Origin of the sequence: Mycobacterium sp. ITM-2016-00316 (assembly GCF_002968335.2) — a bacterium.
Taxonomy (GTDB): Bacteria; Actinomycetota; Actinomycetes; order Mycobacteriales; family Mycobacteriaceae; genus Mycobacterium.
The window spans coordinates 5,063,843-5,086,827 of sequence record NZ_CP134398.1 but is presented as its reverse complement, the minus strand read 5'-3'; the positions used below and the strand labels follow the sequence as shown (position 1 = coordinate 5,086,827).

The following is a 22,985-nucleotide window of genomic DNA, read 5'->3' as shown; positions in this document are numbered from 1 at the left end:
ATTGTGCCTAGATCTCCGAATCGCCGTAGCGGATGACGTTCTCCACCACGATCCCGTCCCGGGTGCGCACCCGGTCCATCCCGCGGATCGTGATCGGGCCGGATGCGGTCGTCCCGGCCCCGGTGTAGTGCAGGAACACCAGCTCCTCGCCCGCGGCGGGGCCCGGGACCGTCGCGCTGTCCACCAGCGTCAGCCGCAGGTCCGGGACGGCGGCCACCAGTTCGGCGATCTTGCCGACGTAGGCGGTGCGCCCACGGACCGGCGACGGGTCATCGGGCCAGTGCCCGACGATGTCCTCGGCCAGCAGCCCGGCCACCCGGGCGGGATCGGGCGCGGCCCAGAACGCCGCCCAGGTGTCGGCGGTGAACTTCGGTGCGGTGGGTGTCTGTGTCATACCCGACAGCCTGTGGGGGCGGGGACGAATCCTCAATTACCCGGGAGGTAGTCGGTGCCCTGTCCTAGGGTTGGGCCATGGCATTGAGTGTGGAGATGATCACGTTCGATTGTGTGGATCCCGACGGCCTCGCCGACTGGTGGTCCAAGGCGGCCGGCGGCGACGTGAACGCAGTGGCGCCAGGCGAATTCGTCATGGTCGCCAGCGAGGGGCGGCCCGCGCTGGGCTTCCAGCGGGTACCCGACCCGACACCGGGGAAGAACAAGGTTCACTTGGACTTCCATTCCGCGGACAAGGAGGCCGAGGTTGCCCGGCTGGTCGCACTCGGCGCGACCGAGACCGGGCGAAACAGCTTCGGCGACGAGTTCCAGTGGGTGGTGCTGGCCGACCCGGAAGGCAACGCCTTCTGCGTCTCCGGCGGCTAACTTCGGCTCGGTTTGCCCGCTTCACTAGACTGTTCGCGTGACGCTGGAGCCCACTGCACAGACCGATACCGTCGAGCGGGCAGCCGCCACCCCCGACCAACCTCAGCCCTTCCGTGAGCTGGGTCTCAAGGATGACGAGTACCAGCGCATCCGCGAGATCCTGGGTCGGCGCCCCACCGATGCCGAACTGGCCATGTACTCGGTGATGTGGAGCGAGCACTGCTCCTACAAGTCCTCCAAGGTGCACCTGCGCTACTTCGGTGAGACGACCACCGACGAGATGCGGGCCGGGATGCTGGCCGGTATCGGTGAGAACGCCGGCGTGGTGGACATCGGCGACGGCTGGGCGGTCACCTTCAAGGTCGAGTCCCACAACCACCCGTCCTACGTGGAGCCGTATCAGGGCGCGGCGACCGGTGTCGGTGGCATCGTCCGCGACATCATGGCGATGGGCGCCCGCCCGGTCGCGGTGATGGACCAGCTGCGCTTCGGCGCCGCCGACGCCCCCGACACGCGGCGCGTGCTCGACGGCGTGGTCCGCGGCATCGGCGGTTACGGCAACTCGCTGGGCCTGCCCAACATCGGCGGGGAGACCGTCTTCGACGCCTCCTACGCGGGTAACCCGCTGGTGAACGCGCTGTGCGTCGGTGTGCTCCGCAAGGAGGACCTGCACCTGGCCTTCGCGTCCGGTACCGGCAACAAGATCATCCTGTTCGGCGCCCGTACCGGCCTGGACGGCATCGGCGGCGTGAGCGTGCTGGCCAGCGAGACCTTCGGCGGTGACGAGGGATCCGGCCCGGGGCGCAAGAAGCTGCCCGCGGTGCAGGTCGGTGACCCGTTCATGGAGAAGGTGCTCATCGAGTGCTGCCTGGAGCTCTACGCCGCCGACCTGGTGGTCGGCATCCAGGATCTCGGGGGAGCCGGACTGTCCTGTGCCACATCGGAACTGGCATCCGCCGGTGACGGCGGCATGCGGGTGGAACTGGAAGCGGTACCCCAGCGCGCCGCCGACATGACCCCGGCCGAGATCCTGTCCTCGGAATCGCAGGAGCGCATGTGCGCGGTGGTGACACCGGAGAACGTGGACAAGTTCATGGCCGTCTGCCGCAAGTGGGATGTGCTGGCCAGTGTCATCGGAGAGGTCACCGACGGTGACCGCCTCGAGATCACCTGGCACGGTGAGACAGTCGTGGACGTGCCGCCGCGCACCGTGGCCCACGAGGGCCCGGTCTATCAGCGGCCCGTCGCGCGGCCGGACACCCAGGACGCGCTGATCGCGGACACCTCGGCCAAGCTGCCCCGGCCGGCCACCGGCGACGAGCTCAAGGCGACCGTGCTTGCGCTGCTGGGCAGCCCCCACCTGTGCAGCCGGGCGTTCATCACCGAACAGTACGACCGCTACGTGCGCGGCAACACCGTGCTCGCCGAGCATGCCGACGGGGGCGTGCTGCGCATCGACGAGACCACCGGCCGTGGCGTCGCGATCTCGACGGACGCGTCCGGGCGCTACACCCAGCTCGATCCCTACGCCGGTGCCCAGCTGGCGCTGGCCGAGGCCTACCGCAATGTCGCCGTCACCGGCGCCACCCCCGTCGCGGTCACCAACTGCCTGAACTTCGGCTCGCCGGAGGATCCGGGTGTCATGTGGCAGTTCTCCCAGGCGGTCCGCGGGCTCGCCGACGGTTGTGCGGCGCTGGGGATTCCGGTGACCGGCGGCAACGTCAGCTTCTACAACCAGACCGGCAGTACGCCGATCCTGCCCACCCCGGTGGTGGGTGTGCTGGGCGTCATCGACGATGTCACCCGCCGCATCCCGACCGGACTCGGCAACGAACCCGGCGAGACGTTGCTGCTGCTCGGTGACACCCGCGACGAGTTCGACGGCTCGATCTGGGCGCAGGTGACCGGTGATCACCTCGGTGGCGTGCCACCGCAGGTCGACCTGGCGCGCGAGAAGTTGCTGGCCGAGGTGCTGACCGCGGCTTCGCGGGACGGATTGGTCTCGGCCGCACATGATCTGAGCGAGGGCGGGCTCATCCAGGCCGTCATCGAGGCATCTCTGGCGGGGGAGACCGGCAGTCGCGTGGTGCTGCCCGAAGGCGTGGACCCGTTCGTCTACCTGTTCTCCGAGTCGGCGGGCCGCGTCCTGGTCGCGGTACCGCGTACCGAGGAGAGCCGGTTCCGGGCCATGTGCGAGGCGCGTAGCCTGCCGGTGTCCCGCATCGGCGTGTCCGACGAGGGTAGCCAGTCGATCGAGGTGCAGGGCCAGTTCACCGTGACGCTCGCCGAACTGCGGGCCACCTCCGAGGGCGTACTGCCCGGGCTGTTCGGGTGATTGACCGGACCACATTCCGGCACCCACTACTGGTGTGGGCCTGGAGTCTGGTCCGACTCGATTTCGTCGGCATACCCGTCGGCGCATTGTTCTTCTGTCTGTCGCTTACCCCGTCGCTGCTGCCCAGGGACTGGCTGTTCGCCGGGCTGATCGGCGGTATCAACGCCGCCATCGGCTACGGAATTGGCGTGTTGATTCGGAAAGTGCTGCACCGCTTCGTGTTACGGGACCGATCCTGGTGGCCGCCGAGCACATCGACGTTGCGGGTGGCCAAGGTCGTGGTGGTGGCGGGCGCGCTGACGGTGCCCGTTCTCATCGTGATCCCGGCCGCCCGGTGGCAGCGCCAGGTATCCGCGCTGATGGGCATCGAGGGTCCGGCGACACTGGGCTACCTGCGGACGGTGCTGCTGGCCGTCCTGGTCGGTGCGGCCTGCATCGGCGTCTGGCGTGTGCTGGCCGATCTGGTGAAGCTCATCGCCCGCCTGCTGATCCGCCGGTGGCGGCTGCACAGCGAGGTCGCCTTTTTCATCGGTACCGCGATCATCGCGGTGCTGTTCGTGATGACGGTCAACGGCGTGCTGTACCGCGGGTTCCTGCTGGGTGCCAGCCAGGTCTTCCAGCCGCAGAACTCCACCAGCATGGCCGGCATCGTCCAGCCGATGGAGCCCGAGAAGTCCGGTAGTCCAACATCATTCGCGTCCTGGGATTCGCTCGGTTTTCAGGGGCGCAACTTCGTGGCGGGCGGGCCGCGCGCCGCTGAGCTCACCCGGCTCAACGGTGCGCCCGCGCTGGAGCCGATCCGGGTGTACGCCGGGCTGCAGACCGCCGACACCGATGAGAGCCGAATGGCGGTACTGCTCAGCGAGCTGGAACGCACCGGGGCCTACGAGCGCGAATTGCTCGTCATCATCCCGACGACCGGCACGGGTTGGGTAAACCCGGTCGCCGCGCGTGCCGTCGAGTCCATGTACAACGGCGACACCGCACTGGTCGGCATGCAGTATTCGTATCTGCCCAGCTGGATTTCGTTCCTCGGCGACCGGCAGAAGTCCGTCGAGTCGGCCCGGATGATGATCGACGGTATCCACCGGCGGTGGACGGAGCTGCCGGAGAACGACCGGCCGAAACTGGTGCTGTACGGCGAGAGCCTGGGCTCCTACGCCGGCCAGGGCGCATTCGGCTGGTTACCCGATATCGCCGAGATGGACTTCTCGGGGGTGCTGTGGGTCGGTCCGCCGCACGAGAGTTCGTTGTGGAGCGGGCTGGTGCTGCGCCGCGACCCGGGCACCCCGGAGGTCGAGCCGCGCTATGACAACGGCAGCACGGTGCGCTTCTCGCAGGCGGCCGACCCGGCCGATGTGCAGCGGGTCGCCGCTCCGCCGTGGAGCGGGACCCGGGTGCTGTTCCTGCAGCACGCCTCCGACCCCATCGTCTGGTGGTCGCCGAATCTGCTGTTCTCCCGGCCGGATTGGCTGCGGGAGCCGCCTGGAGCGGACCGCACCGCGTCGATGCGCTGGTACCCGATCGTGACTTTCTGGCAGGTCAGCGCAGATATGACGAATGCGGCGGGGGTGCCGGAGGGTCACGGGCACAACTACTCCGACACCGTGCTCGACGGTCTGGTGGCCATCGCCGCACCGGACGGGTGGACGCCGGCCGACACCGAGCGCATCCGCCACGACCTGGATGACAAGGCGGGCGTGGACGGCCCGGAGACCTAGACGTCTCGGATGTCGGCTACCAGCTCGTGCGGATCGGTGTCCGGGTCGTCGATCCCGAAGCTGATGATGCGGGTGGGTGTGATCCTGATGATGCCGGCGTCGAGCTGGTCGCCGGCCCGCCCGGCAGCGGGTTGCGTCCAGGCCTGCTCGGCGGTGCCCCGGATCTCCACGCAGCGCACCCGCCACGGATCGCGGGAGGCGATGTCGTCCACCACGAACGCCACTTTCGGGTGGTGCGCGATGTTGCGCCACTTCTGACTGGCCGACATGCGGTACCCGGCGATGTCGATGGTGCCCAGATCGGCGTTGTAGCTGAATCCGACCGGACTGTTCTGGGGTGTGCCGTTGCGTTGTACGGTCGCGAGGCGGCCGAGATCGGTCCGGTTCAGGAAATCGATCTCGTGCGGTTTCATGGACATGTCGCCACCGTAGAACCTCAATATGCGTTGAGGTCAAGGGCTCAGGGATTGATGGTGGGCGCACCGATCTGGCGACCCCATACATACTCGGTGAAGATCGGCTGGCCCAGCTCGAAGTGGTTGTAGGGCGCGATCGACAAACCGGTGTCCATCACCAGATACGGTGCAGGCCAAAGCTCGCGGGTGATCTTCTGCCAGCACCCCGGTCGCCCGCCCGGCCCGCCGCGGGCGTTCACTCGCGGCAGATTGTCCGGGAACACATAGGTATTGGGCACGCCCATGCCGAAGATCGTGCCCGCCGAGGCCAGCGAGTACCCGTTGTCACCGCCGAACACCTCGGCCATCAACGGGGCGGCGTCGTGGTAGTTGCGGATGGTGCAGAACAGTTGCGGGCTGTAGTAGTCGAACAGTGTCGAGGTGGGGATCAGATCCTGCGCGCCGCGGACCAGATACGGCCCGCCCCGGTCCAGGATGTCACCGGCGGTGCCGCTGAATCCGATGGCCGCCATCAGGGCGTCGTCGACCGCGGCGCGCTGATCGTGCAGCGTGCCTGCGGTCAGCGACGCCGCAGCGAGCCCGTCGAACAGATCGGGTGTGGCGTCGGCGTAGGTATCGGCCAGTGCGGTCAGGCCGCGCAGATCACGTCGGAACTGTGGCATCTGGGCGTTGAGGCGTCCCAGGATCGCGTTGCCGTCGCTCAGTGACTCACCGAACTTGGTGCCCATCCCGCCGAGCGCCTGCGCCGCCGCGGTCAGGGTCTGGTTCAGCTGCACCGGGTCGACGCGCTCCGAGATCGCCATGATGGTCTCGAACAGGGTGTTGAACTCGGTGCTCACCCAGGTCGCCGTGATCTCATTGCCGGCCGTCATCCGTTGCGGGGAGGGGTTTTCCGGTGAGCGCAGCGCGATGTACTTGTTGCCGAACACGGTGCTGGCGTTGATGTCGGCACTCACGTTCGCCGGGATGAGGTGAAGATATCTCGGGTCGATCTGCAGCGTCAGCCGCGCATGCGGACTGCCCGCGATGCTGGTCGCCGCGATATCACCGACCCGGCCGATCTCGACACCGTTGAGCGTCACCTTGGATCCCGGGTCGACGACCAGCCCGGCCCGCGGCGATATCAGCGACAGATCGCTACGCGACCGGAACTCGCCCCGGAACTGCCCCCAGATCAGCGTGGCGCCGACGACCAGCAGGATCAGGGCGATGGCGCCGACCGTCTTGTACGGCGGTGCCGCACGGTCGACGACAGCCACTTTGCGACACTAAACCGATGGTGGCCCGTCGCACTGCGGATCCGGCAGAGACACGCGCCGCGGTGCTCGCGGTGGCGCAGTGGTTGCGCGACGAGTCCGCGCCGGCACCGGCGCGCGACGAGCTGGCCGCCGCGGTGCGCCTCACCGCGCGCACACTGGCCGCGATGGCACCGGGCGCGAGCGTCGAGGTCCGGGTCCCGCCGTTTGTGGCGGTGCAGTGCATCGAAGGGCCCCGGCACACCCGGGGCACACCCCCCAATGTCGTGGAAACCGATCCTCGCACCTGGCTGTTGCTGGTCACCGGGCTGATCGGCGTCGACGCGCCGGCGCTGCACCTGTCGGGTTCACGCGCTGCCGAGATCGCCCACTGGATGCCGCTGCTGACGCTGGATTCCTAACGGAAGTACGGATACTCCTGCACCCAGTGGAACCCACGGTTGCGCAGCGTGAAGCTCGACAGGTCGACCTCGCGCAGCGCCATGCTGACGGTGTGTCCCGGCGCGGTCAGCAGCATCTGCCACATCACCGCGCCCGCGGGCAGCCAGAGGGCCAGGATGCCGGCGAACGCGTAGGTGATCTGGGCGAACCACAGACAGAACAACCCGAAGTACAGGAAGCAGAATCGGAATGCGACGCGCGTCACTGGATGCCACACGTCACCCCACGGTAGTCGGTGGGAATGTAGACCCCTGGCTCCGCGGTTGGCTCAGGTGACGACGAAAACCGGCGTCCGGTTGAGTTATTCGGGCCGGATGACCGTAGACTGGGCCACGTCACCCACAGCCCCCAGGGAGCAGCCATCGTGACCTTCGAGCCTGTCGTGCCGGAAGAGAACGAGCCAAAAGAGGAATGCGGCGTCTTCGGCGTCTGGGCCCCGGGCGAGGATGTGGCCAAGCTCACCTATTACGGCCTTTATGCGCTGCAGCACCGTGGCCAGGAGGCGGCCGGCATCGCCGTCGCCGACGGCTCCCAGGTGCTGGTGTTCAAGGACCTCGGTCTGGTCAGCCAGGTATTCGACGAGCAGACACTGGCCGCCATGCACGGCCATGTCGCGGTCGGGCACTGTCGCTACTCCACCACCGGCTCGACCACGTGGGAGAACGCCCAGCCGGTCTTCCGGAACACCGCCGCAGGAACCGGGGTGGCGTTGGGCCACAACGGCAATCTGGTGAACACCGCCGAACTGGCCACCCGGGCCCGCGAGGCCGGGCTGATCGAGACCCGCGGCGTCCCGGCAGCCACCACCGACTCCGACATCCTGGGCGCGCTGCTGGCGCACGGCGCCGCCGATTCCACGCTGGAGCAGGCCGCACTGGAACTGCTGCCCACCGTGCGTGGCGCGTTCTGCCTGACCTTCATGGACGAGAACACCCTCTACGCCGCCCGCGATCCGCACGGCGTGCGCCCGCTGTCGCTCGGCCGGCTGGACCGCGGCTGGGTGGTCGCCTCCGAGACCGCGGCCCTGGACATCGTCGGCGCCTCGTTCGTCCGCGATATCGAGCCCGGCGAGCTGTTGGCCATCGACGCCGACGGCGTGCGCTCCACCCGGTTCGCCAATCCCACCCCCAAGGGCTGCGTCTTCGAGTACGTCTACCTGGCCCGGCCCGACAGCATCATCGGCGGTCGTTCCGTGCACGCCACCCGCGTCGACATCGGACGCCGGCTGGCCGCCGAGAATCCGGTCGAGGCCGACCTGGTGATCGGTGTCCCGGAGTCGGGGATACCGGCCGCGGTCGGGTATGCGCAGGGTTCGGGCATCCCCTACGGCCAGGGGCTGATGAAGAACGCCTACGTCGGCCGCACCTTCATCCAGCCCTCGCAGACCATCCGTCAGCTGGGTATCCGGCTGAAGCTGAACCCGCTCAAGGAAGTCATCCGCGGCAAACGGCTGATCGTGGTCGACGACTCGATCGTGCGGGGCAACACCCAACGGGCTCTCATCCGGATGCTGCGCGAGGCGGGTGCGCTCGAGGTGCATGTGCGGATCGCGTCCCCGCCGGTGAAGTGGCCCTGCTTTTACGGTATCGATTTCGCCACCCCGGCTGAATTGATTGCCAACGCGGCGAGCAACTCCGCCGACGAGGACGAAATGCTCGAAGGCGTGCGGCGCGCGATCGGCGCGGACACCCTCGGGTACATCAGCCACCACGGCATGGTCGCGGCGACCGAACAGCCGGCCACCCGGCTGTGTTCGGCATGCTTCGACGGCAACTACCCGATCGAGCTGCCCGGCGAGACCGCGCTGGGCAAGAACGTCATCGAGCACATGCTGGCCAATGCGGCCCGCAACGGCATCCCGCTGGAATCGGTCAAGGCCGGCGGCGACAACGCCGACGCGCTCCGGCGACCCTGACGGCACCGCCGTCGCGGCGACCCTGACTTACTCCGGCGCCGCCGGGCTGAACCGCAGCAGATGGCGTTTGCCGCCCCGGGTTCCCGTGCCGTCCTGGGCCAGCGCCTCCCGGACCGCGTCCCGATACCCGGTCAGACCGCCGGCCGGTGGCGCGATCACCGAGTCGATATCGTGCTCGTGCATCACCGCATCGCATTCCAGTGATTCGACCAGTGGCCGGGCCAGACCCGACGGGATCGGCGTGACCAGACCCACCCACCAGCTCGCGATCGTCGGGGTCAGGAACGGCAGCACCACGATCACGCGCGGGCGCAGGCCCGCGATGTCGGCGTAACCCTGCATCGCGTCGCCGTACTCCATCACATCGGGGCCACCGATATCCCAGGTCCGCGACGACGGCACCGGTGCCGTCGCGGCCTCCGCGAGGTAGTGCAGCGCATCGGCGACCGAAATCGGCTGGATCTTGTTGTGCACCCATTTGGGGGTCGTCATCGCGGGCAGCCGGTCGGTGAGGTGACGGATCATCTCGAACGAGGCCGAACCCGACCCGATCACGATGCCCGCCTGCAGCACCACGGTCTCGATACCCGATTCGATGAGGATCTGCCCGACCAGTGCGCGCGACTTGAGATGACGCGATAGCTCGGTGCCCTCGGGATGCAGACCGCTGAGATACACGATGCGGCGCACGCCGGCGCTCTTGGCCGCGGTCACCACATTGCGTGCCGAGCGCTCTTCCTCGGCGACAAAGTCCTTCGAGGTGCCCATCGAGTGCACCAGGTAGTAGATGACATCGATGCCGTCGAAGGCTGCGGTCAACGAGTCGGGGTCACCGAGGTCGCCGCGGGCCACCTCGATGCGGTCCCGCCAGGGACGGTCGTCCAGCTTCGCGGGGGTGCGGGCCAGCGCACGCACCGGGTAGCCGCGTTCCAGCAGCATCGGCACCAGGTTCCCGCCGATGTAGCCTGTCGCGCCGGTCACCAGGCAGCGTGGGTTCATATCCGGCACGGGTCCTCCGATTCACGACGGCGTCTCATGAGGTATTCGGAGCCGACGCGGATCTGGATACCCGGGTGCGGCTCACTCAAACGGGCAACCCGGGTTGGGGACCGGGTTGGCCTGCGCAGAACCCGCCGGATCGATATAGCCGACCCACATCACCAGCGGATCGGGACCGAGGTTGCGGCCGAGGTGGACGTACCCGGGACCGCTCTGCTCGGTGATCGCGCCGCCGGTCGGATAGACGCCGTCGATTTCGCAGTTAGCCCCGTAGTGGGTCAGCGTGCCGGCCCGGATCACGCCGTACACCTGGCCCGGATGCCAATGCCAGCCGGTGCTCCCGCCGGGGGCGATGGTGAGCTCCTTGGTGATGAAGTCCTGACCGTCCGAGGTGGATTGGGCCAAGATCCGCGCCTCGACGCCGACGCTGGGTGTCGCGGACGCGGCCGGCGCCGGGAACAGTGCCGCGCAGGCGACGGCGGCCGGCGCCAAGGAGCGAATTGCTGTCATGAACGGTCACGGTGTCACAGTGTGAGCGCCCGCGGCGGCACTCGGGAGAAAGCGTTGAGGTCACCGCCCATGCGGTGCGTGGGGTGCGACCGGTAACCTTGGGCGCGATGAGCGAGCTTCGACTGGCGAGCCGGTGACCATGGGTAAAGGCCGCGCCGAACAACACGGCATCTCGTATGCAACCGCCGGAGTGGATATCGAGGCGGGCGATCGCGCCGTCGAGCTGTTCAAACCCCTTGCCAAGAAGGCCACCCGGCCCGAGGTCCGTGGTGGCCTCGGCGGGTTCGCCGGGCTGTTCGCCCTGCGAGATGGCTATCGAGAGCCGCTGCTGGCGTCCTCGACCGACGGCGTCGGCACCAAGCTGGCCATCGCCCAGGCGATGGACAAGCACGACACCGTCGGCCTGGACCTGGTCGCGATGGTGGTCGATGACCTGGTGGTGTGTGGCGCCGAGCCGCTGTTCCTGCAGGACTACATCGCCGTCGGCCGCACCGTGCCGGAACGGGTCGCCGCGATCGTCTCAGGCATCGCCGACGGCTGCGTGCTCGCCGGGTGCGCCCTGCTGGGCGGCGAGACCGCCGAGCATCCCGGGCTGATGGAGCCCGACCACTACGACATCTCGGCCACCGGCGTCGGTGTCGTGGAGGCCGACAACCTGTTGGGCCCGGAGCGGGTCAAGCCCGGCGACGTGATCATCGCGATGGCCTCGACCGGTCTGCATTCCAACGGTTACTCGCTGGCCCGCAAGGTGCTGCTGGAGATCGACCGGATGGACCTCTCGGGTCATGTCGAGGAGTTCGGTCGCACGCTCGGTGAAGAACTGCTCGAGCCGACCTACATCTACGCCAAGGACTGCCTGGCGCTGGCCGCCGAGACGCATGTGCGTACCTTCTGCCACGTCACCGGTGGCGGTTTCGCGGGCAACCTGGAACGCATCATCCCGCCCGGCCTGGTGGCCGAGGTGGATCGCGGCACCTGGACCCCGGCACCCGTCTTCGGCATGATCGCCCAGCGCGGGCGCATCGAGCGCGCCGAGATGGAGAAGACGTTCAACATGGGCGTCGGCATGGTCGCCATCGTCGCGCCGGAGGACACCGACCGCGCGTTGGCGATTCTCACCGCACGCCACCTGGCCTGCTGGACGGTCGGAACCGTCGCAAAGGGCACCAAGGATGGGGTGCGAGCTCAGCTCGTCGGGCAGCATCCGCGGTTCTGAGAAGAACGCGCGGCGGGCCGCCGGGCGGTCAGCGCCGCCAGTCGTCCTCGTCGGCGTAGCGGTCGGAGGGACCGTCGCTGGTGTTGAAATCGTCGGCGGCGCTGCTGTTGGACAGCTCGCGCTGAAGCCGCTCGAAATCAGTCTCCGGCGTGTTGTATTTCAGGTCACGAGCAACCTTGGTCTGCTTTGCCTTAGCTCGGCCGCGGCCCATTGGGACCCCCTCGCGCAATAACGGAGCGGCCCGACATGCAGGCGGCTCCGATCTGTGTGTGTCTAATTGTCCTGCCAACACTTTACCGTGCCCCGCGCCGGGCCGCTGGTAGGCCCTTCCTTGCCGCGGTTCTCACCGCCCTCCGCTGCGCAGGCGCTCCACCGCCAGCCGTCCCGCACCGACGCCGTCGACGTCCGGGACCGAGTCCGCGTCGATCACCGCCGCCACCGCCGACTCGCCACCGGTGGTCAGTTCGGTGCCGGCGGGCAGGGCTCGTTTCACCAGCGCCAAGGCGATCGGACCGTCATCGACGTGGTCGACGACGGAGCCCAGCCGCCCCACCGCGCGGCCTCCGGCCAGCAGCGGATCGCCGGTCACCGGACGGTCCGCGGACCCGTCCAGGTGCACGAGCACCAGCATGCGGGGCGGTTTCCCGAGATTGTGGACGCGCGCGACGGTCTCCTGGCCGCGATAGCAGCCCTTGTCCAGGTGCACTGCACCCACACCGGGGCCGCCGATCCAGCCGATCTCGTGCGGAATGGTGCGCTCGTCGGTGTCAACGCCCAGGCGCGGGCGGATGGCGGCCACCCGGTGCGCCTCGTAGGCCCACACGCCGGCCCTGGTGACGCCCGCGGCGGTCAGCGCGGCGATCCAGTCGCCCTTGGAGGTCCGCGGCACCAGCAGGTCGTATTCGCCGGGGTGGGTGCCGCGCAGGAATCCGCCCGCGGGCAGCGGTACCGCGGTCCACGGGGCCGGCAGCGCCTCGACCCCGAGAGCGCTCAGCACGTCGGGCCCGGACAGACCGGGGCCCAGCAGTGAGAGCACCGCCACGTCGGCGGGGTCGACGGTGACATCGGCCCAAAAGATCATCTTGCGCAGGAAGGCCAGCAGCGGCTCGCCGCGCCACGGTTCGGTGTCCAGCACGGTGACTCCGTCGAGCTCGGTCTGGATCCAGTGATCTTCGACACGACCTTGCCCGTCCAGGCTCAGATTCTGTGCGACAGCCCCGTCGGGCAGGTCACTGACGTGCTGGCTGGAGATGGTGTGCAACCAGCTGCGGCGCTCCGGGCCGGTCAGTTGCAGAACCGCGCGGTGCGAGCGGTCCACCACGACGGCGGCGCGCTGGGCGGCGCGTTGTTCGCCGAACGGGTCGCCGAAATGCCAGACGGCGCCGGCGTCGGGTCCGGTTTCAGGTGCGGGAACTGCAGACATACCGCCACCTTACGGCGGTTACGCTCGGGCCATGACTGCCCGATCCGCGGATGTGGTGGTGGATCTCGACGGCGTCCGGCATGGGCCCGCGGCCCCGCTGATACGGGCCGCCGATCCGGTGCTGACCCGAGGCGACGGTGTCTTCGAGACCATGCTGCTGCGCGCCGGTCGTCCGTGTCTGCTGGACGCCCATCTGGCGCGTCTGGAGCACTCCGCGTCGGTCACCGGGCTGCCCGGGCCGGACCCGGACCGCTGGCGTGCGGCGGTGGATATCGCGGCCGTGCAGTGGGGCCGATCCGCGGACGGTGTGCTGCGGCTGGTGCACGGGCGGGGGGCGTCGTTCGTGACCGTATCTGCGGTGCCGGCCCGCGCCGTCGCGGCCCGCCGGGGCGGGCTGGCTGCGGTGACGCTGGACCCCGGTCCGCGCGGTGCGCTGACGGGCGCGAAATCGTTGTCCTATGCGCTCAATGTCGCTGCGCTGCGCGAGGCGGCGCGCCGCGGCGCCGGCGACGCGATTTTCGTCGACCACGACGGGTGGGTGCTGGAGGGGCCGCGCTCCTCGGTGGTGATCGCGGAGAGCGAAATTCTGCTGAGCCCGCCGCCGACGCTGCCGATCCTGGCCGGCACCACGGTCGCCGCGCTGTTCGAGATCGCGCCGCGCAGCGCCTACCGGCCGCTGTGTGTGGCGGATCTCCTTGCCGCCGAGGGGGTTTGGCTACTCTCAGCGGTGACGCTCGGCGCGCGTGTGCACACCCTCGACGGGGTGGCGCTGCCGCCGGCGCCGGCCGCCGGCGAGCTGGCCCGTCTGGTGGACCTCGCGGTGTCGCGCTAAATCGGTTGTCGGGTCACGGTTTCGGGAGTACGGTCGCTCGTACACAGGAGAGGAGGTGGTCCGAGAAATTGAGTGACATACGGACAAGTGAGGTGGCTGCTAGCTAGCAGCACCAGGAGTGTGACGGAGCTCTTGGCTCTTTCGCACATGCGCATCGTGCATCCTGCGAGCGCTGGCGAATTCCAAGCAGCCACCCGGCCCCCGAGCCCTTGGTTGGTCCAACCAAGAACAACGGCTCGGGGGCTGCTCCGTGTCCGGGGCCGGTCAGCGGGTCGGCGGCGCGGGCGCCAGCGATCGGCAGGCCTGCATGGCGCCGTCCCAGGTGCTCTGATCGATTCCCGGTGGGGCCGGCGGTGTCCCGCCATTTCCGGGCGACCCGGATGGCGGCGGACCGTCCGGCTGACCACCGGGGCCCGGCGGTGCGCCGTCGGGTGGTGCGGGCACGCCGTGGTCGGACAGGCACTGCTCGAACGCGGCGTGATCGGGGGCCGCGGCGGCCTCCGACGAGCACGCCACCGCCGCGGCCAACAACGCCGCCCCGGCAACGCCGAGGACGGCGGTGCGCAGCGATGACTTGGTCATGTTCTCCTCCTCTACGGATCAGGTGCGATCGACGTTAAGGAGGCAATCTGGGCGGCAGATGGCAGCGAGCTTGGTGCCGGCTATGTCTTGACGGTCAGCCGATGAAGCGGACCAGCCGAGCCGACAGGTGCGGCACCAGGCCGCCGTCGGCGTCCACCCGCTCCTCGACATAGGCGAGGTCACCGCCCTCGACGATCCCGTAGAGCCGTTTGGCGCCGCCGACGAGCGCGCCGGACTTGCTGCGGGCCAGGGCGTCGGTGGCCAGCTCCCAGGACGCCTGGTTGAGGGGGCTGCCGTAGAACAGTTCGACGAAGCCCGCCGAATGGGCGAGCAGCAGCTCGATGGCCTGGGTTTCGTCGAGATCGGACGGGTCGTTGACGAACCGCCAATATCCGGTCTCGCGGAGGTCGGGTGCCTGGAAGTCTCCGCCCTCGGTCAACCGCCAGGACCGGGAATCCCAGTTCAGGTAGTCGCCGCCGTCGTGGGAGACGATGATCTGCTGTCCGAAGCGGTAGTCACCGTCGGCATCGTGGCCCTCGCCCTCACCGCGCCACACGCCGACGAGCGGCAACAGGGCCAGCAGGGCGGGATGCAGGTCGGCGCCCGCGCGCAGATTCGCGGTGTCCGCGGCGATCGGCAGGTCGTCGAAGGCGGGGATGTTGCGGGCCGCGGTGATCTTGGCCCGCTCCAGCGCAGAGGCGACCGCCCGGTCACCCGAGCCGGGAACGACTGCGTCGCTGTCGGAGCTCACCCCTCGTCGGTGACGAGCCGATAGACGGCGTACAGCGCAAACCAGGTGATGACGACGACGGCCACCACGAGAAGGAATTCGAAGAACAACACCACGGAAAAGATCCTAACCGCCAGAGGTCACCGCGCTCGAGTCGAGGCCCGAGCGCGGTGACCGGTGGAGTGATTGAGTGCCCTTGGCCTAGGCGACCTTGACGTCGATCTCGTGGATGCCGGCACCGGTGGGGGCGATGCTGGCATCGCCGTTGCCGGCGGGGGACAGCGCACGCAGCGTCCAGTTGCCGGGGGCGGCGAAGAACCGGAAGTCACCGGTGGCCGACGCGACGACCTCCGCGGTGAATTCGTCGGAGCCGTCCAGCAGGCGCACGAACGCACCGCCTACGGCCTGGCCGGAGCCGTCCACGACACGGCCGGTGATGACCGTTTCCTTCTCCAGGTCGACGCCGGCGGGCAACGTCAGTCCTTGCTTCGGTGCAGAGCACATATCAACTTCCCAACTCGATCGGGGCACCCACGAGGGAGCCGTATTCCGTCCAACTACCGTCGTAGTTCTTGACGTTCTTATGACCCAGCAGCTCCTGCAGCACGAACCAGGTGTGCGAGGAACGCTCACCGATGCGGCAGTAGGCGATGGTCAGCTTGTCGCCGTCCAGACCGGCCTCGGCGTACAGCTTGGCCAGGTCTTCGTCGGACTTGAAGGTGCCGTCCTCGTTGGCCGCCTTGCTCCACGGCACGCTGATGGCGGTGGGGATGTGGCCGGCGCGCTGGCTCTGCTCCTGCGGCAGATGCGCCGGGGCCAGGATCTTGCCGGAGAACTCGTCGGGGGAGCGGACGTCGACCAGGTTCTTCTCACCGATCGCGGCGATGACCTCGTCGCGGAAGGCGCGGATGTCGTTGTTGGGAGCTGCGGCACTGTACGAAGTAGCAGTACGGGCCGCGACTTCTGTCACCAGGGGGCGCCCGTCGAGCTCCCACTTCTTGCGTCCGCCGTCGAGCAGCTTGACGTCCTCGTGCCCGTACAGCTTGAAGTACCAGTAGGCGTAGGCGGCGAACCAGTTGTTGTTGCCGCCGTACAGGATGACGGTGTCGTCATTGGCGATGCCCTTGTCGGACAACAGCTTCGAGAACTGCTGCTGGTCGACGAAGTCGCGCTTCACCTGATCCTGCAGCTCGGTCTTCCAATCCAGGCGCACGGCGCCCTGGATGTGACCGCCCTCGTAGGCGGACGTGTCCTCGTCGACCTCGACGAAGACCGTTTTCGGTGCGTCGAGATTGCTCTCGGCCCAGTCGGTGGAGACCAGGACGTCGGAGCGTGCCATGAAGTGGTTCCTTTCGGTTGTGTGGTGCGTGAAGGTCAGGCGGGAACGCGGCGGAACCGCGCGACGAGCGGGTAGATCTGGCAGCCCAGGCAGATGCCGAAGGCCGCGTTGAGAAATGCGGCGAACAGTGCGAAGCCGGTGGCGATCAGGCCGGCCGGCGCAACGTTCAGCGCGAAGCCGGCGGTGCCGACGGCTCCGAAGACGAATCCGACCAGCTGCGCGAACTGCAGTGGAGCGACCGGTTCGCGCTCGGTGACCGGGCCCAGCCGCGGTGCGATGAACGTGGCGAACACCGCGCCGTAGGGGTGTCGCCGTGGACCCCGTGCGGCACCGATGGCGAAAACCACCGTCTGCAGACCCAGGATGGTGGCGGAGGCGGGCACGCTCACCGCCGAGACGAGCAGGGTGACGATCAGGACGGCCGTGGTGATCCAGGCGACGAACCGGGGTCCGCGGACGTCCACCTGGTCGGTATCGACTGACATGTGAATGCTCCTGTTGCTTGGCTGGGCTGGGCTGGCAGACCACGAAGGCGCCGGGTGAAAGCGGCGCACCAAGATGAGGGCGCGGCTATCAGCAGCTACAACAACAGCAACAACCCGCGGTGCGGCACAGATCAACTGCGCGGCGTTTGGTGAGCAGCAGCTCAAGACGGGCGGTCACGACGCACACAATACCCGTAGGGACCGGCATCAAGCCAATAGCGGTTCGAGCGCCGAGCGCAGGTCAGCGGCTTTCGGGACGCCGGTGGTCCGGTACCGCGGCCGCCCGTCGCCGCCGAAGATGACAGTGGTCGGCAGGGACAACACCGAAAGCCTGCGCGCAGCTTCGGGATTCTCGTCCATATCGATCTCGACATGGGCCACCGCCGGAAGGTCGGCACACACCTGGTCGACGACTCGGCGCACCGCCGCACACGGGCCGCACCACGTCGCGGTGAAATGCAGGATGGTCGGTCCGGTGGTGGACAGGCCGAGTCCGCTGGTGTCGATATCGGAGGCCTCGGCCGCAGCCCGCATCATCCCCGACCGCAGCGTGATCATCTTGCCCACCAGGTACCCGATGCCGAGCACCGCGATCACGATCACGATGACGAGCGTCAGCGAGGTGTTCATGACTGTCTGAACTCGTCCAGTCGCACGGTCAATCCCTCCGTGATGCCCTCGACGATGATGTCGGATCCGCGGGCGCCCGCCGTCGTGGGCGTCAGGCCGAACGGCAACCGCTGACCCGGGATGCGGGTACTGAACGCCTTCAGCACGGCGGCGGTCTTGTCCTCGGGTACCGCCTCGTCCGCGGTGCCGGGGCCGGTCAGCACCCCGGTTGCGGTCAGGACCAGCGTGCTGCCGTCGGGATCGGCGACCGTCAGGTCGACCGCGACGCTGACCCGCTCGTCCAGGTCCGCGGCCGTCGGGGTGCCGGTGAACACCAGATCCTTGCCGCTGGAGATGCCCGACTCGGTGACGCCCTTGAGGCCGTCCTCGGTCTCCCGGGTGGGTGCCTCGACCAACAGGTCCTTGATGCCCATGAACTTTCCGACGTGCGTCGAGTCGATGATGATCCGGGCCTCGGCGACGCCGACCGGCAGCGTGGCGTCCGGGCCGATCAGCCAGGTCGAGTCCACCAGGTCGATCGAGTGCAGCGTCGCCTCCAGCGACACCTTGCCGGTCACCGGGTGCGGCACGCCGTTGGCGCGGATCTCGATCTCGCGGTAGCGATGCGCGCGTGCCTGGGTGATGAACGGGAATCCCAGGATGCTGGCCCACGGGTCGAAGTGCAGCTGCGCGGCGGTGCGCACGCTGCGGGCCAGCCGGTATTCGGCGTAGATGGCCGCGCCGAAATCGGTTCCGACGGCGCCGAGAACCACCGCCAGGATCGTGGCGAGGACACCGGTCAGCAGCTTGCGCACCGCCACATTCTGTCGCACCCACCGGGGCGCCGGGCGGACACCTACCGGTTCCGGTCTGCTAACCAGCAGGTAGCACGGTATCGTGATGCGATCGTCGGTCGTAACGGCCACGTGTCAACCATGAATCTGGAAGATGACCTCCGACACCGATGTCCCGGGGATGATCCAGGACTCAGGAGGACATTTTGGAACTACTACTTCTGACCGTTGACCCGCACCCGGACACTGTGCTGCCTTCGCTGTCGCTGCTGGCGCACAACGTACGGACGGCACCGACCGAAGTATCCTCCCTGCTCGAAGCCGGAACGGCCGACATTGCGATCGTCGACGCGCGCACCGACCTGGCCGCCGCGCGTGGCCTGTGTCGCCTGTTGGGCACCACCGGGACCTCGATCCCCGTGGTGGCTGTGGTGAATGAAGGCGGCCTGGTCGCCGTCAACGTGGAATGGGGACTCGACGAGATCCTGCTGCCCGGTACCGGGCCCGCCGAGATCGACGCGCGGCTGCGGCTGTTGGTCGGTCGTCGCGGCGGGGTCGCCGACCAGGAGAGCGTGGGCAAGGTGACGCTCGGCGAGCTCGTCATCGACGAGGGCACCTACACCGCGCGGCTGCGCGGGCGCCCGCTCGATCTCACCTACAAGGAGTTCGAACTCCTCAAGTACCTGGCCCAGCACGCGGGCCGGGTGTTCACCCGGGCCCAGCTGCTGCAGGAGGTCTGGGGGTACGACTTCTTCGGCGGCACCCGCACCGTCGACGTGCACGTGCGACGGCTGCGTGCCAAGCTCGGGCCCGAGTACGAATCGTTGATCGGGACCGTCCGCAACGTCGGGTACAAAGCGGTTCGGCCGGCGCGTGGGCGCACGCCGGCCCCGGCGGCCGATGATCTCGATGACGCCGACGACTACGACGGCGAGCTCGACGGGGACCTTGGCGAATCCGACTTCGGTTCGGCCGCAGGTTCGTTCGGCCCGCTGCACAGCCAGTGATCGAATGGCGCACCGGGCTGTCCACCGAGGATAGGGCCGCGATCACCGACATCGTCACGTCGGCGACCGCACGCGACGGCGTCGCCCCGGTCGGTGATCAGGTACTGCGTGAGCTGGGCCGCGACGACACCCGGCACCTGCTCGCTCGCGACGGTGACACGGTGCTCGGCTATCTGAACCTCGCGCCGGGCATGGCCGAGGCCGTGGTCCATCCCGACGCCCGGCGCCGCGGTATCGGAACCGAGTTGGTTCGCACCGGGCTCGCCGAAGGCGGGCCGCAGACCCGGATCTGGGCGCACGGAGATCTACCGGCCGCCCGGGGCCTGGCCTCCGCGCTGGGGCTGCTCCCGGTCCGGGAGCTACTGCAGATGCGGCGAGCGCTCAACGACCTTCCACCCGTCGCTGGGACGCACGAGATCCGCACCTATGCCGGACGCGACGACGACACCGAGTTGTTGCGGGTCAACAACGCGGCCTTCTCCTGGCATCCCGAGCAGGGGGGCTGGACCGAGGCCGACATCGACGAGCGCCGCGCCGAACCGTGGTTCGATCCCGCCGGACTGTTCCTGGCCTTTGAAGGGCCGCGGCTGTTGGGTTTTCACTGGACGAAGGTCCATTCCCGGGATCTCGGCGAGGTGTACGTCGTCGGCGTGGACCCCGACGCGCAGGGACGCGGCCTCGGTGCCGAGTTGACGTTGCTGGGGCTGCATCATCTCGCCGCGCGACTGGGCCCCGAGGCCGATGTCACGCTGTACGTGGAGGGCGACAACACCGCCGCGGTGAAAACCTATCGGCGGCTGGGGTTTGTCGTCTACAGCGCCGATGTCGCCTATGCCGGCAGCTCAGGTGCAGCAGTGGGGATCGAGCACCGCGCATAGCGCGGCGACGGCGTCGCGACGGGCTGTATGAAACACATTCATGCCGCGCCGCTGGGACTCCACCAAGCCCGCCTTCCGGAGCTGGGAGAGATGATGACTGACGGTCGACTCGGCGAGCCCGAGGGCGCGGGCGAGATCGCTGCTGTTCTCCTCGTCGGCCGAACTGCTGAACAGTAGGGACATCAGCTTGACCCGCGCCGGGTCGGCGAGAGCCTTCAGGCGCAGGGCGATCTCCAGCGCCGCCTGATCGCCCATCGGGCCCGCGGCCACGGGTGCGCAACACACCGGCGCGGACATGTCGACCAGCGGTAGTGACTTCGGCATGACGTCAACTGTACCCATGGCATTGACATATGTCGAAAAGGTGGCATCCTGATGTCGGCGCGCCAATTCGATATAAGTCACACAGGTATGGAGGTATCTGAAATGTCCCGTGTTCAGCTCGCTCTCAACGTCGATGACCTCGATGAGGCCATCACGTTCTACTCCACGCTCTTCAACACCGAACCGGCCAAACGGAAGGACGGCTACGCGAACTTCGCGATCGCCGATCCGCCGCTGAAGCTGGTTCTGTTCCAGAATCCCGGTCAGGGCGGCACCATCAACCATCTCGGTGTCGAGGTGGAATCCAGTGCCACGGTGCACTCCGAGATCGCCCGACTCAGCGCTGAGGGCATGTTCACCGATGAGGAGATCGGCGCCACGTGTTGCTTTGCCAAGCAGGACAAGGTCTGGGTGACCGGCCCGGCCGGCGAGCGGTGGGAGGTCTACACCGTGCTGGCCGATTCGGAGTCGTTCGGGACCAGCCCGCAGCATTCCGACGATCGCGGTCCCGAAGGCGAAACCTGCTGCGGCAGTGTGGCCCCGGCGAGCGATGATGACAAGGTGGGGGTGACCGCGGGCTGCTGCTAGCCCACCGCGGCGGCACCGGAAGCGGTGAGCGCCTTCAGTGCGGGGATGCCGACAGGTTCGGTCGCCAGTAGCGGTACGACTGCTACCCGACCGGCCTGTTCGGCTCTCACCGTGTCGATCTCGACCAGTTCGGCAACCGCCCTGCGGCGAAGCAAGGGTGAGGTGGGGCGCGCGGCGGCAAGCGAGTTGTCGATGACCCACGCCCACGGGTGTATCTGTGCGCGTTCGAGTTCGCGCTGCAGGCCCGCTGCTTCGAGCACCGGGGTCGTCTCGGCCAGCGTGACGATGATGACCTTGGTCAGCTCAGGATCCTGCAACCGCATCAGCGGGGTGGTGAAGTGCCGGTCGCCCAATTGTCGGGCGATCTCGCGGTGGTAGGAGCCGGTGGCATCCAGCAGCAACAGCGTGTGGCCGGTCGGGGCGGTGTCGACGACCACGAATGTGTTGCGTGATTCGCCGATGGCACGCGAGAAGGCCTGGAACACGGCGACTTCCTCGGTGCAGGGCGAACGGAGATCCTCTTCGAGCAGTGCCTTTCCCCGGTCGTCGAGGGCGGCGCCTTTGGTGGCCAGCACATGATCGCGGTAGGCGCGGGTCGCCTCGACCGGGTCGATGCTGGAGACGTGCAGGTTGTCCATGCTGCCGTGCAGCATGTCGGCGAGGTGGCCGGCGGGATCCGTGGTGGTCAGATGCACGGAATGGCCACGCTCGGCCAGGGCGACGGCGATGGCGGCGGCAATGGTGGTCTTGCCGACGCCACCCTTTCCCATGCACATGATCAAGCCGTGGTCGCCACGGGCGAGTTCGTCGACCAGAGCGGCCAGCGGGGCATCGGCCACGTCCAGGGCAATGTCCTCGGCGGCGGCCGGTGCGCCCGGCTCGCGGCTGAACAGTGACGTGAGTGCGTCGAGTCCGACGATGTTCGTGGTTTTGAGATCCACCAGATCCGTGGGCAGTGAACGAAGTTCCTCGGGCAGATCGGCGATGGCGCGCTGCTCGCGGGTGCGGATCGCCTCGGCGAGCGGGTCGCCGTCGGTGGCAGCGGCGGGCAGCACCCCGTTGATCACGACGTACTGGTGGGTGAGCCCTATTGCCGCGAGTTCACGGTGTGTACGGGTGATTTCGGCCAGGGTGGACCTTTGCGCGCGAGCGACGAGCACCAAGCGGGTGCGCTGCGGGTCGGCCAGGGCCGCCACGGCCCCGGCGTAGAGCGCGCGCTGTTTGTCGAGTCCGGACAGCGGCCCCAGGCACGAGGCGTCGCCCTTGCCCTCGTTGAGAAAGTCGGTCCACGAGCCGGGCAGTTGCAGCAGCCGGATGGTGTGCCCGGTCGGCGCGGTGTCGAACAGCACATGATCGAACTGCGCCATCGGGCCGTCCGAATCGGTGAGCAGTTCGGTGAATTCGTTGAAGGAGGCGATCTCGGTGGTACACGACCCGGAGAGCTGCTCGGTGATCGATTGTATTTCCTTGTCGGGCAACAGGCCGCGCACCGGAGAGATGATGCGCTCGCGATACGCCTCGGCGGCCTGATCCGGGTCGATTTCCAGGGCCGACAGGCCTTCGATAGCGGGGATGTCGGTGACGGTGTTGCCGATGGTCAGCCCGAAGACCTGGCCCACGTTGGACGCCGGGTCCGTGCTGACCAGCAGCACCCGCCTGCCCTGGCGAGCCAGGTGGATCGCGGACGCGCAGGCGATCGAGGTCTTGCCGACCCCGCCCTTGCCGGTGAAGAACAGGAACCGCGGGGACGCCGCCAGGAACTTCAC

At 68.2% G+C, this 22,985-nt stretch carries 28 protein-coding genes; 10 read left to right on the top strand and 18 right to left on the bottom strand.

Translation table 11 applies throughout. The features are described from left to right. Positions 1–7: 7 nt before the first annotated feature. Positions 8–394 carry a nuclear transport factor 2 family protein gene (locus C6A86_RS24570; RefSeq protein ID WP_105363505.1) on the bottom strand — a complete coding sequence of 129 codons (387 nt, stop codon included), beginning with the start codon at positions 392–394 and terminating at the stop codon, positions 8–10. Positions 395–471: 77 nt separating this feature from the next. On the opposite strand from C6A86_RS24570, the gene C6A86_RS24565 reads away from it, so the two are divergent. From C6A86_RS24565 to C6A86_RS24555, 3 genes are read left to right on the top strand one after another with little or no spacing between them, the layout of a single operon-like run. Further along, the gene (locus C6A86_RS24565; RefSeq protein WP_105363504.1) at positions 472–819 is read left to right on the top strand and encodes a VOC family protein; all 348 of its coding nucleotides are present in this window, start codon (positions 472–474) and stop codon (positions 817–819) included. Between the two features lie 37 nt (positions 820–856). Next, complete coding sequence (gene purL / locus C6A86_RS24560) at positions 857–3,154, top strand: phosphoribosylformylglycinamidine synthase subunit PurL (RefSeq protein WP_105363503.1); 2,298 nt, start codon at positions 857–859, stop codon at positions 3,152–3,154. Further along, the gene (locus C6A86_RS24555) at positions 3,151–4,875 is read left to right on the top strand and encodes an alpha/beta-hydrolase family protein (protein WP_105363502.1); all 1,725 of its coding nucleotides are present in this window, start codon (positions 3,151–3,153) and stop codon (positions 4,873–4,875) included. Before purL ends, C6A86_RS24555 begins: the two co-directional genes overlap by 4 nt. On the opposite strand, the gene C6A86_RS24550 is transcribed toward C6A86_RS24555, so the two are convergent. Both C6A86_RS24550 and C6A86_RS24545 read right to left on the bottom strand, forming a co-directional pair. Beyond that, positions 4,872–5,294 (bottom strand): PPOX class F420-dependent oxidoreductase, encoded by a 423-nt coding sequence (locus C6A86_RS24550; protein ID WP_105363501.1) that lies wholly within the window; start codon positions 5,292–5,294, stop codon positions 4,872–4,874. The two genes, C6A86_RS24555 and C6A86_RS24550, sit on opposite strands and share 4 nt — an antisense overlap. A gap of 41 nt (positions 5,295–5,335) precedes the next feature. Further along, positions 5,336–6,550 carry an MCE family protein gene (locus C6A86_RS24545; RefSeq protein ID WP_105363500.1) on the bottom strand — a complete coding sequence of 405 codons (1,215 nt, stop codon included), beginning with the start codon at positions 6,548–6,550 and terminating at the stop codon, positions 5,336–5,338. 17 nt (positions 6,551–6,567) lie between these two features. On the opposite strand from C6A86_RS24545, the gene C6A86_RS24540 reads away from it, so the two are divergent. Further along, on the top strand, positions 6,568–6,948 hold the full coding sequence (locus C6A86_RS24540) for a sterol carrier family protein (protein ID WP_105363499.1): 381 nt from the start codon (positions 6,568–6,570) through the stop codon (positions 6,946–6,948). Here the strand turns inward: C6A86_RS24540 and C6A86_RS24535 are convergent. Further along, positions 6,945–7,193 carry a hypothetical protein gene (locus C6A86_RS24535; RefSeq protein ID WP_311100905.1) on the bottom strand — a complete coding sequence of 83 codons (249 nt, stop codon included), beginning with the start codon at positions 7,191–7,193 and terminating at the stop codon, positions 6,945–6,947. The two genes, C6A86_RS24540 and C6A86_RS24535, sit on opposite strands and share 4 nt — an antisense overlap. Positions 7,194–7,352: 159 nt before the next feature. Between C6A86_RS24535 and purF the strand changes: the two genes are divergently transcribed. Continuing rightward, positions 7,353–8,903, top strand: a complete 1,551-nt coding sequence (gene purF / locus C6A86_RS24530; RefSeq protein ID WP_105363498.1) for an amidophosphoribosyltransferase — start codon at positions 7,353–7,355, stop codon at positions 8,901–8,903. Positions 8,904–8,930: 27 nt separating this feature from the next. Here the strand turns inward: purF and C6A86_RS24525 are convergent, their stop codons facing one another. Continuing rightward, positions 8,931–9,902 carry an NAD(P)H-binding protein gene (locus tag C6A86_RS24525; protein WP_396835391.1) on the bottom strand — a complete coding sequence of 324 codons (972 nt, stop codon included), beginning with the start codon at positions 9,900–9,902 and terminating at the stop codon, positions 8,931–8,933. 81 nt (positions 9,903–9,983) lie between these two features. Continuing rightward, positions 9,984–10,412: a cupin domain-containing protein gene (locus C6A86_RS24520; protein ID WP_105363496.1), complete on the bottom strand. Its 429-nt coding sequence runs from the start codon at positions 10,410–10,412 to the stop codon at positions 9,984–9,986. A gap of 139 nt (positions 10,413–10,551) precedes the next feature. Here C6A86_RS24520 and purM point away from each other — a divergent pair, with 139 nt between their 5' ends. Beyond that, complete coding sequence (purM, locus tag C6A86_RS24515; RefSeq protein WP_105363495.1) at positions 10,552–11,628, top strand: phosphoribosylformylglycinamidine cyclo-ligase; 1,077 nt, start codon at positions 10,552–10,554, stop codon at positions 11,626–11,628. A gap of 28 nt (positions 11,629–11,656) precedes the next feature. On the opposite strand, the gene C6A86_RS24510 is transcribed toward purM, so the two are convergent. Together C6A86_RS24510 and C6A86_RS24505 are read right to left on the bottom strand one after the other, a co-directional pair. Next, positions 11,657–11,839, bottom strand: a complete 183-nt coding sequence (locus C6A86_RS24510; RefSeq protein ID WP_105363494.1) for a DUF3073 domain-containing protein — start codon at positions 11,837–11,839, stop codon at positions 11,657–11,659. 132 nt (positions 11,840–11,971) lie between these two features. After that, positions 11,972–13,051: a folate-binding protein YgfZ gene (locus C6A86_RS24505; protein ID WP_311100904.1), complete on the bottom strand. Its 1,080-nt coding sequence runs from the start codon at positions 13,049–13,051 to the stop codon at positions 11,972–11,974. A 31-nt stretch (positions 13,052–13,082) separates the two neighbouring features. On the opposite strand from C6A86_RS24505, the gene C6A86_RS24500 reads away from it, so the two are divergent. After that, positions 13,083–13,883, top strand: a complete 801-nt coding sequence (locus C6A86_RS24500; RefSeq protein ID WP_105364829.1) for an aminodeoxychorismate lyase — start codon at positions 13,083–13,085, stop codon at positions 13,881–13,883. A 264-nt stretch (positions 13,884–14,147) separates the two neighbouring features. Here the strand turns inward: C6A86_RS24500 and C6A86_RS24495 are convergent, their stop codons facing one another. From C6A86_RS24495 to lmeA, 8 genes are all read right to left on the bottom strand, one after another. Beyond that, positions 14,148–14,465: a hypothetical protein gene (locus C6A86_RS24495; RefSeq protein ID WP_105364830.1), complete on the bottom strand. Its 318-nt coding sequence runs from the start codon at positions 14,463–14,465 to the stop codon at positions 14,148–14,150. Positions 14,466–14,559: 94 nt separating this feature from the next. Further along, the gene (locus C6A86_RS24490) at positions 14,560–15,216 is read right to left on the bottom strand and encodes an FABP family protein (protein WP_105364831.1); all 657 of its coding nucleotides are present in this window, start codon (positions 15,214–15,216) and stop codon (positions 14,560–14,562) included. 180 nt (positions 15,217–15,396) lie between these two features. Beyond that, entirely contained in the window at positions 15,397–15,699 is a 303-nt protein-coding gene (locus C6A86_RS24485) for a DUF1416 domain-containing protein (RefSeq protein ID WP_087027293.1), read from the bottom strand. A gap of 1 nt (position 15,700) precedes the next feature. Beyond that, on the bottom strand, positions 15,701–16,534 hold the full coding sequence (locus C6A86_RS24480; protein WP_105364832.1) for a sulfurtransferase: 834 nt from the start codon (positions 16,532–16,534) through the stop codon (positions 15,701–15,703). A gap of 35 nt (positions 16,535–16,569) precedes the next feature. Then, positions 16,570–17,019 (bottom strand): DUF4395 domain-containing protein, encoded by a 450-nt coding sequence (locus tag C6A86_RS24475; RefSeq protein ID WP_105364833.1) that lies wholly within the window; start codon positions 17,017–17,019, stop codon positions 16,570–16,572. An 88-nt stretch (positions 17,020–17,107) separates the two neighbouring features. Next, positions 17,108–17,227, bottom strand: a complete 120-nt coding sequence (locus C6A86_RS29225) for an Ms5788A family Cys-rich leader peptide (protein ID WP_372513088.1) — start codon at positions 17,225–17,227, stop codon at positions 17,108–17,110. Continuing rightward, entirely contained in the window at positions 17,227–17,649 is a 423-nt protein-coding gene (locus tag C6A86_RS24470) for a thioredoxin family protein (protein ID WP_105364834.1), read from the bottom strand. Before C6A86_RS24470 ends, C6A86_RS29225 begins: the two co-directional genes overlap by 1 nt. After that, positions 17,646–18,461, bottom strand: coding sequence for a mannan chain length control protein LmeA (lmeA, locus tag C6A86_RS24465; RefSeq protein ID WP_105364835.1), 816 nt, complete (start codon positions 18,459–18,461; stop codon positions 17,646–17,648). The genes C6A86_RS24470 and lmeA overlap by 4 nt, the downstream gene beginning before the upstream one ends. Positions 18,462–18,625: 164 nt before the next feature. Between lmeA and C6A86_RS24460 the strand changes: the two genes are divergently transcribed. Together C6A86_RS24460 and mshD are read left to right on the top strand one after the other, a co-directional pair. Further along, positions 18,626–19,429, top strand: coding sequence for a response regulator transcription factor (locus C6A86_RS24460; protein ID WP_199196312.1), 804 nt, complete (start codon positions 18,626–18,628; stop codon positions 19,427–19,429). Continuing rightward, positions 19,426–20,307, top strand: coding sequence for a mycothiol synthase (gene mshD / locus C6A86_RS24455; protein ID WP_105364837.1), 882 nt, complete (start codon positions 19,426–19,428; stop codon positions 20,305–20,307). Before C6A86_RS24460 ends, mshD begins: the two co-directional genes overlap by 4 nt. Here mshD and C6A86_RS24450 read toward each other — a convergent pair. Further along, positions 20,272–20,631, bottom strand: coding sequence for an Rv2640c family ArsR-like transcriptional regulator (locus C6A86_RS24450; RefSeq protein WP_105364838.1), 360 nt, complete (start codon positions 20,629–20,631; stop codon positions 20,272–20,274). The genes mshD and C6A86_RS24450 overlap by 36 nt on opposite strands. A gap of 102 nt (positions 20,632–20,733) precedes the next feature. Here C6A86_RS24450 and C6A86_RS24445 point away from each other — a divergent pair, with 102 nt between their 5' ends. After that, positions 20,734–21,219, top strand: a complete 486-nt coding sequence (locus C6A86_RS24445; RefSeq protein WP_105364839.1) for an ArsI/CadI family heavy metal resistance metalloenzyme — start codon at positions 20,734–20,736, stop codon at positions 21,217–21,219. On the opposite strand, the gene arsA is transcribed toward C6A86_RS24445, so the two are convergent. Beyond that, positions 21,216–22,985, bottom strand: a complete 1,770-nt coding sequence (gene arsA / locus C6A86_RS24440; protein ID WP_105364840.1) for an arsenical pump-driving ATPase — start codon at positions 22,983–22,985, stop codon at positions 21,216–21,218. The genes C6A86_RS24445 and arsA overlap by 4 nt on opposite strands.